The organism is Chamaesiphon sp., assembly GCF_041738855.1.
Classification (GTDB): Bacteria; Cyanobacteriota; Cyanobacteriia; order Cyanobacteriales; family Chamaesiphonaceae; genus Chamaesiphon.
Genome location: NZ_JBGSPA010000112.1, coordinates 1 through 10,145 on the forward strand (window position 1 = coordinate 1; position 10,145 = coordinate 10,145).

The 10,145-nt window shown below is 49.0% G+C and carries 9 protein-coding genes; 6 read left to right on the plus strand and 3 right to left on the minus strand.

All coding sequences use genetic code 11. From position 1 onward, the window contains the following. Nucleotides 1–313: 313 nt before the first annotated feature. From ACEW9I_RS10415 to ACEW9I_RS10430, 4 genes are all read left to right on the plus strand, one after another. On the plus strand, nucleotides 314–1,255 hold the full coding sequence (locus ACEW9I_RS10415) for a phosphoribulokinase (protein WP_373540274.1): 942 nt from the start codon (nucleotides 314–316) through the stop codon (nucleotides 1,253–1,255). Between the two features lie 252 nt (nucleotides 1,256–1,507). Next, nucleotides 1,508–2,527, plus strand: a complete 1,020-nt coding sequence (locus tag ACEW9I_RS10420; RefSeq protein WP_373540282.1) for an ATP-binding cassette domain-containing protein — start codon at nucleotides 1,508–1,510, stop codon at nucleotides 2,525–2,527. A gap of 190 nt (nucleotides 2,528–2,717) precedes the next feature. After that, nucleotides 2,718–3,611, plus strand: a complete 894-nt coding sequence (locus ACEW9I_RS10425; RefSeq protein WP_373540275.1) for an ABC transporter permease — start codon at nucleotides 2,718–2,720, stop codon at nucleotides 3,609–3,611. Nucleotides 3,612–3,700: 89 nt separating this feature from the next. Next, entirely contained in the window at nucleotides 3,701–4,030 is a 330-nt protein-coding gene (locus ACEW9I_RS10430; RefSeq protein WP_373540276.1) for a hypothetical protein, read from the plus strand. 142 nt (nucleotides 4,031–4,172) lie between these two features. Here ACEW9I_RS10430 and ACEW9I_RS10435 read toward each other — a convergent pair whose 3' ends face one another. Beyond that, nucleotides 4,173–4,352, minus strand: coding sequence for a hypothetical protein (locus ACEW9I_RS10435; protein ID WP_373540277.1), 180 nt, complete (start codon nucleotides 4,350–4,352; stop codon nucleotides 4,173–4,175). Between the two features lie 39 nt (nucleotides 4,353–4,391). Here ACEW9I_RS10435 and ACEW9I_RS10440 point away from each other — a divergent pair, with 39 nt between their 5' ends. Continuing rightward, on the plus strand, nucleotides 4,392–5,990 hold the full coding sequence (locus tag ACEW9I_RS10440) for a type II CAAX prenyl endopeptidase Rce1 family protein (RefSeq protein WP_373540278.1): 1,599 nt from the start codon (nucleotides 4,392–4,394) through the stop codon (nucleotides 5,988–5,990). A gap of 120 nt (nucleotides 5,991–6,110) precedes the next feature. On the opposite strand, the gene ACEW9I_RS10445 is transcribed toward ACEW9I_RS10440, so the two are convergent. After that, entirely contained in the window at nucleotides 6,111–6,800 is a 690-nt protein-coding gene (locus tag ACEW9I_RS10445; protein ID WP_373540279.1) for a ComF family protein, read from the minus strand. Nucleotides 6,801–6,997: 197 nt separating this feature from the next. Then, nucleotides 6,998–9,157 (minus strand): PKD domain-containing protein, encoded by a 2,160-nt coding sequence (locus ACEW9I_RS10450; RefSeq protein ID WP_373540280.1) that lies wholly within the window; start codon nucleotides 9,155–9,157, stop codon nucleotides 6,998–7,000. On the opposite strand from ACEW9I_RS10450, the gene ACEW9I_RS10455 reads away from it, so the two are divergent. Further along, nucleotides 9,125–9,637 (plus strand): pentapeptide repeat-containing protein, encoded by a 513-nt coding sequence (locus ACEW9I_RS10455; RefSeq protein ID WP_373540281.1) that lies wholly within the window; start codon nucleotides 9,125–9,127, stop codon nucleotides 9,635–9,637. The two genes, ACEW9I_RS10450 and ACEW9I_RS10455, sit on opposite strands and share 33 nt — an antisense overlap. Nucleotides 9,638–10,145 lie beyond the last annotated feature (508 nt).

A 10,145-nucleotide genomic window follows, 5' to 3' on the forward strand; every position in this document is an offset into this window, starting at 1 on the left:
ACTTGTCGGTACATGAGTATTAACACCTTGGACTAGGCTTTAGACCGATCTTAGCTAATTTTCTGGGACTTCGCTCTTCCCGTTATCGATTGAATTCGTCTCCCTTCGCGGGTTCTAGTCTTCTTCAGCAAGCCCTAAATAATGCCACGATCCGATCGCCTCCACAACAATTCAGTCATCCATCTCTAGCCAAAACTAGATCGGATCGCCTATTATGCGATCGCAGACCATCACCCACACAGACGATCGCACCGCAACAACCATCGATCGATCGAGTGAAAGTACCACAAATCAGATCCGGAGACTAAACCCAATGAGCGATCGTCCCATCATTCTAGGCATCGTCGGCGATAGCGCGGCAGGTAAAACCACCCTAACTAGAGGCATCGCTCAAATCCTCGGCGAAGAAAACGTCACGATCATCTGTACCGACGACTACCATCGCTACGATCGCCAGCAACGGGAAGAACTGAGCATCACAGCTCTACACCCAGACTGCAACTACCTCGATATCATGCAGCAGCATCTGGCTTTGCTCCGCAGCGGACAGCCCATCCTCAAGCCAATTTACAGTCACACCACCGGTACCTTTGAAGCCCCGCAGTACATCAAACCAACCAAGTTTGCGATCGTCGAAGGACTACTCGGCTACTCTACACCTGCGGTACGCGATTGCTATGATGTCAAGGTGTACCTCGCCCCACCAGAGTCCCTGCGTACCACCTGGAAGATTCAGCGCGATACGCTCAAGCGCGGCTATAGCGAAGCCCAAGTTTTGACCGAACTCCAGAAGCGCGAATCAGACTCTGCGCAATTTATTCGCCCCCAGCGTCAATGGGCGGACTTGATTGTCAGCTTTTATCAACCCAGCGAGTCAGCAGATGAGAGTAATTCCATCCTCAATGTCCGGCTCGTGCTCAGACCGACGATCGCTCACCCAGATCTGAGTGATGTTTTAACCCCAGCCGTTAGCGAGACATCACCAGCCATCCGCCTCAATCTCGATCGCGATATGGGCAAGCCAGTCGATGTCCTCGAAATCGATAGTCATGCCACAGCCGAGAGTATCGGCGTCTTGGAGGGGCTGATCTGTGCTGACATGCCCGATCTACACCAAGTCTGCGATCGCCAAATCAACCCCAATCTAGGGAAAGTTACGGGTACCACCGGAGAGATCCTCCAAAGTTACCCCCTGGCTTTGACACAGCTACTGATTACCCACTACATGCTCAAAGCCACTCAAGCACGCCACTAGTTTACCCCCAACCCCCCCTTAGAAAGACCACGCGGAGGTTCCCTGGTGCATGTGTTGCACCAAGCAGGGGTGGCTTTAACGAGAAGTATTGAGATCTTTCCCCCGTCCTCTCCCCCAGATCGATCGAGTCACTAAAAAACTTCCCGCCCGATCGCGGAAATTGTTAACATAGGGAGTAGTAGCTCAAGTGCGATCGCCTAGTTAGCGCAGATCGATCCGGTAGTTACTAATGTCCATAATCAGAGATAGATGATGGCAGCCGCAGTAAATATTCAAAATCTGTCCAAAAGTTACGGTACCGTTACAGCGGTCAAAGACATATCTTTCCAAGTCGAACGCGGCGAAATTTTTGGGTTGCTCGGCCCCAATGGTGCGGGTAAAACTACCACCATTCGCTGCTTGTGTACTCTGGCCAAGCCCGATGGTGGCACGATCGATCTCGACGGCATTTCTGTCCTCGAACAGCCCCGCGAAGCCCGCAAGCGACTCGGTTATGTCGCTCAAGCAGTCGCGCTTGACAAAATGCTCACGGGTCGGGAATTGCTCGAACTGCAAGCCGCCCTCTACCATATCCCCAAGGCGGAAGCCAAACAACGGATCGAGGTGCTCCTCGAACTCTTGGACTTGCACAGCTATGCTGATAAAAAAACAGGTACCTACTCCGGCGGACTCCAACGGCGGATCGATCTGGCGGCGGGACTGCTGCATCAGCCGGAAGTCCTCGTCTTGGACGAGCCGACGGTGGGCTTGGATATCGAGAGCAGAGTAGTAGTGTGGGACTTCTTGCGCCAACTGCGGGCGAGTGGGACGACGATCTTGATTACCAGTCATTATCTCGAAGAAGTAGACGCTTTAGCCGATCGCGTCGGCATTATCGATCGCGGCTTACTCATCGCCGAAGGTACCCCGTCTGAGCTGAAAAATAAGTTGGGTGGGGATCGGATTACGCTCCGCATCCGCGAGTTTACACCATTACTCGAAGCCGAACGCGCGCAAAAAATGTTGAGCGAATTACCGTTCGTCCAAGAAGCGATCGTCAACGCTACTTCAGCCAACTCGCTCAATCTGGTAGTTACACCCGATCGCGATGTGTTGATGACGATCCAGCAGTCACTCCAAACAGCAGGTATACCGATCTTCGGGATCTCACAATCGCGACCGAGTTTAGATGATGTCTATCTCGCCGCTACAGGAAAAACCTTGCTCGATGCCGAACTCAGTGCGGCTAGCAGTCGAGATCTCAAGGCAGAACAAAAGCAAAGGATGCGGTAATCAGTTGACAGTTGACAGTTGACAGTTGAGAGCGGGGAGTTTAAATCTCCCCGATTGCAACTATTTACTCAGATCGGCAGGAGGCTCTAAACCTTTGCTGTGGGGTAAGTCGCCGACTACTGGCGATCGCCAGTTACTGACAAAAAGCTCGGCAATCATTCATTCCTTATTCATTAATTTCAACCCTATCATGAGCGGCACGATCGACACTTCCACACCTGTAAACCTACCACCAAGCGATCGCCTCCGATCGCGCGAACCACTCCAATCGGACGATCTGGCTGATTTTATCCAAGAAACCTTAGCCCTTACCAAGCGGCTATTTATCCAACTCCAGCGGCGTCCGTCCTCACTGGTGGCGGGGATCGTTCAGCCATTGATGTTCCTAGTCTTATTTGGGGCATTGTTTCAAAATGCGCCCCGAGGGATGATGGGTGGCGACTTGAGCTATGGTCAATTTTTAGGTGCGGGATTGATTGTCTTTACCGCTTTTGTCGGGGCATTAAATGCTGGATTGCCTGTGATGTTCGATCGCGAGTTTGGCTTCCTCAATCGGCTCCTCGTCGCCCCGTTAGCGTCTCGCTATTCGATCGTTGCTGCCTCGGCGATTTATATCGTCGCCCTGAGTTTCGTCCAGACAGCCGCAATTATCGGCGTCAATACACTGCTCGGTGCTGGGTTGCCGAGTTTGGCTGGATTGGGTATTATTGCCCTGATTATCTTGCTGCTCGTCGTGGGTGTCACCGCACTGAGTTTGGGGTTGACTTTCGCACTACCTGGACATATCGAATTGATTGCCGTCATTTTTGTCGTCAACCTCCCCTTATTATTTGCCAGTACCGCCCTTGCACCATTGACATTTATGCCCCAATGGCTCCAAATCATCGCATCGCTCAATCCGCTCACTTATGCGATCGAGCCAATCCGGTACTTGTACAACCACCCCCAGTGGGATCTGAGTAGTATCGTCCTCCAAGCTCCTTGGGGCGCGATCTCCTTTGGCACCTCCTTGGCGATCTTGGTAGGTTTTGCGGGATTAACCTTGGCGGCGATTCAACCCTTGTTAAAACGGCGGTTAGCATAGCATTAGGAACTATTCGAGTCGAGCGTGCATCATCGGATCTTATCGCCACTCCAATTTGCATTCGTACTAACATTATCTTATTTAAAATTATGAAAAACATACTCCCTATTTCACTAGCGATCGGTTTATCCCTATCCCTAATTCCCACCATTGCCTCAGCGCAATTTAACAACACTTTTGATGGCAACAGCGGCGATAATCGTAATCCCTTTAGTCGCGCTAACAATGGCGATACCTCTGGCTTGCTCAACCTGATTAACCAAGCCCAACTCAATGGTAAAATCAATCCTAATTATAGTAACGAACAACGCGAACAATTAAACTCGGCGACCGAGGACTTTCGCGCTCGTCAAAGCCAAGCATTGCGCGATCGCAACAAGAAAACAACTGCGCCAACTACCATCGTCCAGCCTAAATAACTACCAGCTAGCAGCAGTTAATCTTCCGGAAAATACCTGAAAATAATCCAAAGACCTCCAGAGATCGAGCGTATTTAATAGTATCGCTCGATTTTTTGAGCAGGTACTAAATGCAATCATTGCCCTTAACTGTTGTAAGTATTTACCGTTTGGTAATTAGAATAGTGTAAATAAAGAAAGTTGAAATTGTCAGGATAATTAACCCGAGCAAGACGCTACCTGGCAAAAAAGTCACGACGGCAAAACCGCGTAAGAGATAAATTAAAATACTCAGACCTAGCGTCATGCTAAAGAGGTAGGCAAACTTCTGAGTTAACGTCATATAATAACGATCTGGTTGTAAATTTTAGTTGGCATTTCAATGAGTCTCGATCGCCAAAACCTCCCGTCTTTTCAATCGCTTCGCCGCATTGTGCTTGGCGTACTGACACTCTTTATCTTATCTAAACTAATTTTCTCATTGATCGGCACACTCGATCGACCCCAGATTCAAGGCAAATTCGAGCTATATCAAACCAATCTCGTCTTGGTAGCTTCCGAATGGCACCCGACAGAAGATGCAGCGGGACTGGGGGTATTGCAGACAGCGATTGTCGGTAAAGACTTGCTCGAATCTGCCACCGAGCAATATGAAGATGCCCGCGCAAGTGATGTATCGGCAATTGAAAAGCTCAATCTTAGTTTAGCAGATATGACTGCAACAACTACCGATCCTCAGAGCCAAGCAGCAGCCAAGCTACAAACCAATCTAGTCGATCGCACCATCGCCGCCGCGCAGACAGAAATCGTTAAAATCGACTTGCGCCTGGGTATTTTGCAAGCCGTGAACAACCAACCAGAGCAAGCCATTAAAACTTGGCAAAAAGTTGTTAAGACATCTAGCAGTACATCTAAAAATGTCGCAGCATCACTGATCGAGATCTGGCAACAACCATCGGCGATAACTAAAAATACCTCACCCCAAATTGCCGCAGAAATCGCAGCCAATTTTGATGGCTGGTTTCGCGATCGAGTCTTGGAGCAATTATATACAGATGTAGATGACAAGCAATCGCTTACTCAGCTATCGCTTGCCGAGCAAGTCAAGTCTAAGAATGCTTTAATCCAACTTGCCTTAATCACAATTCCCCGCGTCCTAATTGCGCTAGCTGGTGTCGGCTTAATTATCTTTTATACGGTTAGATTTATCATTAGACTGCTCCAGCAACGCTCAGAGCGATCTGTGACAGATCTGCTGTTCGCAGATATTAAGACCCCGTGGATAACGCCGTGGGATTGGGAAATTGTTTGGCAAGTATTCGTATTAGGTTTCTTTTTTGTCGGTCAGTTTTTGCTGCCTGTTGTCTTTGGTGCAGTGGTTAATCCAGCAACATTAACAGCCAGAGGGCAAGGGATTTATGTATTTAGTAGCTATGTGTTGATGTCGGGACTGGCAATTGGGGTACTGTATGCCTCGATTAAGTCCTACTTACCACTATCATCAGATTGGTTTAGATTCAACTGGAAATCTAATTGGTTATTGTGGGGGATTGGCGGTTATTTAGTCGCAACACCGATCGTGATTGTGGTGTCACTAATCAATGATAAAATTTGGCAAGGACAAGGGGGTAGCAATCCCCTCCTCCAAATCGTCCTCGAAGGCAAAGACTCGATCGCGCTACTGCTGTTCTTTGTCACTGCGGCAATCGCCGCACCTTTATTTGAAGAATTCTTATTTCGCGGATTTCTCCTCCCTTCCTTGACTCGCTACGTGCCTACCTGGGCAGCGATCGGCATTAGTGGGCTGGTGTTTGGGGTCGCGCATTTGAGTTTATCAGAAATTTTGCCCTTAACCACACTCGGCATCATTTTGGGAGTCGTCTATGCACGTACTCGCAATCTGTTGGCATCAATGTTACTGCATAGTCTCTGGAATAGTAGTACTTTAGTTAGCTTATTTATTTTGGGCGGTGGTAATTAGTTGCTAGCGATCGATCGGCTGAGCTAATCACTGACATTAGCTCACATCTTGCACCAGCGAATCGTCATTCACCATCCACTAAACACTAGTAACTATGTTTTGATGGAAGATATAAATTAGCTAATCATCACGTCCAGTGGCGACGACAGCGACACCACAAACATCAAGCTGATGCGATCGCAAGACTGATGCGACCGATCGCACCGTCGATCCAGTAGTGTAGATATCATCAATTAATAGAATATTGGCACCAGACTTCAAAGACGATCGCACCAGGGCAAATGCACCCGCTACATTTTCTTGACGTGCCGATTTTGAGAGTCCAAATTGCGCAACCGTCGATCGCGTCCGCTGAAGACTCAGATCCAATTTGGCACCCGTAACTTGGCAAAATTTCCGAGCGATTAATTCAGCCTGATTGAAACCTCTACTCGCGAGTTTGTCAGCATGAAGTGGGATCGGAATGACAATTAAATTATCGATGCTAGGTTGAGACTTTTGCCAACTATCTGCTAACAGTTCTCCATATAGATAAGCGATCGATCGATGACCATCGTATTTCAATTTACCCATCGATCGCTTGATCGAGCCTGTATACTTACCCCACGCAAATAATGGTAGCTCTCCATACCAATATCGTGCTGGATCGGCTAGTTGACACTCTTGGATTTGACGCTGGCAATACTGACAACAGATATCGATGGCAGTGCGATCGCACAGTGGGCAATTCTGCTTGAGGAATAGATTTAAGGCGCGGTTTTTGAGATTGGCGGCGGTACTGACGAGCGATGAGTGCCAAGTATTAGGCATGTAGATAATTGATAGTTAATATAGCAATCCTAGACGCTCGGGTAGATTGAGGTAGGGTGTGCTAGGCGTAAGCGGCTTGCGCTCGTCATCTGGCTGTTGTGACCCGCCCATGATATTCACGGCGATCGGAGCCAACTTAAAAATGTCTTCATATATACATTAGCTCGATTTGTACTAGGACACCGTATATTTAGTTACTAGGATGCTCTGCCATACTGCACACCGCCATCGTCGATCGATTGTCCGATAATTGGTGTAGTCGCACCGTTAATATACCAGTTGTAGGTGAGGCTGTCGTTACCTGCATCGCTGGCGATGGCTGTGAGTTGGACTGTGGAGCCTTCTTTAATATTCGTGGGAATATTGACGGTGTTAATCGTGGGGGCAATGTTGGTAACTGTGACTTGGATGGTGTTGGTGGTGCTGGCTCCATCGTTGTCGGTAACTGTGACGGTGACGTTATGAGTACCCGCTTTGGTAAATTGATGGCTGGGATTATTTACGTTACTGACGGGATTACTACCATCGCCAAAGTTCCAGGTGATGGTGTGGGTGTCTTTAATCCCTGCGTCGCTGTAAGTTACGCCGAGGTTGAGGGATTCACCTTGGTTGAGAGTGGTATTTGGTGTGGTGATGGTAGCGGTGGGGGCGACGTTATCGACCACAATCTGAGTAGATTGTTGAGTAGTACCGCCATCTTGATCGGTGACGGTGAGGTTGACGTTATAAGTGCCGTTATCGATAAATTGATGGGTGATATTTTGACCGATTACAGGTTGACTGTTATCGCCTAAATCCCAGGTGTAGGTAATGTTGTCGCTGCTACCACCGTCTGTGGCTGTGGCTTTGAGTTGGATGGTTTGTCCTTCGTTAATTTGGTTGGGAATGAGAACAGTTTCAATTGTTGGTGGGAGGTTATTAATGGTGAGGTTGACGGTGGCGAGATTGGAAATCTGTCCGTCAGTGCCGAAGCCGAGGTAGGTGAAACTGTCAGTGCCGACGTAGGTGGGGGTGGGGGTGTACGTGTAGGTGAAGTCCCCTCCTGGGAGGGGTAGGGGTGGGTTCAGGGTTAGTGTGCCGTGAGTCGGTTGGTTGATAATTTCGATCTGGGTGACGTTGGTGTCGTTAGCGGCTACCTGAGCGAAGTCGAAGGTAAGCGGTGTGGCTTGGTTGGTAACTAGGGTATCGTTTTTAGTGACGGGGATGGGTTGGGTGTCGGTGAAGAGTTTTACGTCGTCGATGGTGACGGTGCTGGTTCTTGCGCCGAAGCCTAAGAGATTGAAGTAGAGGGTGGCTTGGGTGGTGGGGGTGACTTGAGTTAAGTCAATTGTGACGATGCTACTGTTGTTGCCGAGAGCGGTGATGGTGACTTTATCGCTCTTGTGGATGGTGCCGTTGGCTTGAATGTTGAGGAGGGAGTCGGTGTGGTTTAAACCGATAGATGTTCCGGCGAGGGGGGTGAAGGTGTTGGTGTCGAGGAGGGCGACTTCAAGGGCATCGTTGGCGGTTTTGGTGGTGTCTCCGGTAACTAGGTGATTGTCTTTGATGGTGAATTGGAGGGTTTTGGCTCCGGTGGGGATGATGAAGGCTTGGGTAAGTTCGGAGAGTTTTTGCGACTCTTCGGTTAATGTGGCGGTGCCATTGATGATGTTGGTGGCACCTGCGGTGTTCCAGGTGGTGGGGGTGGTGAAGTCGCCGTTGGTGATGCCGATTAATGCGCCTGCGGTGAGGTGGGCGGGGTTGACTGTCCCGACACCCGACACCCCACTTCCGACACCCGAATTGAGAGCATTAATAATCGCCCAATCCATCGCCGATGGGAGTTTGCGAACGCCAGGTTTGAGACTGGTGTTCATGAGATCGTAGGGGTAGAGGGTGCTGTCGAGGTGGGAGCCGTCGGGGGTTAGTTTGGTAGTGAGGGTATCGGTCGTGAAGATGCCGTTTTTGACGTATTTATTGAATTCGCTGTAGCCGTTAATAATGCCAAGGGTGTGCCCCATCTCGTGCAGGATGGTGGTGAGGAGGTCGTATTTACCGGATGCTGCGCTGTTGGGGGTGGCTTGGAGGTAGTTGTCTACTCCGGTGAATTCGCTATTATCCTGTGGGGTGGTGTCGAGGAACCAGCCGACTCCGTTGGCATCGTTGTCGATGCTGATGGTAGCGGTTTTAGGGGTGCCGTTGGTGTTGTAGCTGGTGATGGAGCCTTCGGCTAGTTGTCCGGTGGGGAGGTTGGTTATTTCAAAGTTAAGGTTGATTGGGGTGGTGGTATGCCAGATCGATTGGGCGGTAGAGTAGATGTTAGTTAGTAAATTGGAGACATTGTTATGAATTGGATTAACATCGATCCCGCCGAACACGAACGTAGACTGGCTCTCTGGTTTCAACGTGAAGGGTCGTGGGGTAGAGAAGATATCCTCACTCCCGTCTGGCACGAATTCACTGGTTTTTACTTCACGCCAAATATTACCGTTGAGGAATTGGTCGAAAGATATGCTGCTGGAGAAAGAAATTTTATCGATATCCGTCTTCCCGAGAAATCTGATTTGAGCGGAGTCGATTTGTCTGGAGCTATTTTCCTTGGTGCTAACCTCGCCTATTCCAACTTTACCAATGCCAACTTGAGCAATTGCGATCTCCGGTATTCTTGGATGCGCGGCAATTTTACCCGTGCCAATTTGGAAGGGGCTAACATCGATCGAGCCGACGTTGGCGGTTCCAAATTTAAAAATGCTAACCTGCTCGATACGGTAGGCTGTTTTGGGATTGATTGTGGAGCTTTGTTCGAGGATACTATTATGAGCGATGGTAGAGTTGTCTCGTATGAAGGTCGTGCTTGATTGCTGACTATCATCCAGATCTGCTTGTAGTGGGCTTGAAAGATAAGGGTTTGCATAGTAGTCACGCCAGTAGGGTGGGCACTGCCCACAGACCATTTAGAGCCGAAGTAATAAGAGTTTAAACTGCTTGATTCGATCGCCACCTCTTCACCAATCGATCGATATTAATGGTGCTGCTAGATACTGCCGCCCCTACTGTTGCTGCCTGTTGAATTCGCTCGCCTAATCTCTTCACCAATCGAGCGATACTAATTACCTAAAACATTTATATTACTAAATAGGAAATGGTCTGTGGGCACTGCCCACCCTACGAAACTGTCGCTGCCCGTTGAATTGGATCGGATAATCTCTTCATCAATCGATCGCTACTAATTAGGGCTTGCTGAATAAGTCATACGATCGAGTGAGCGAATCTCGAAGCACGCTCACTCGAAGCGCGTCGTCTAGCGACGATCGCCAATGATAATTTTTAGTTAAGCTCAAAGGAGATACAAGCAAGATTTCTAAT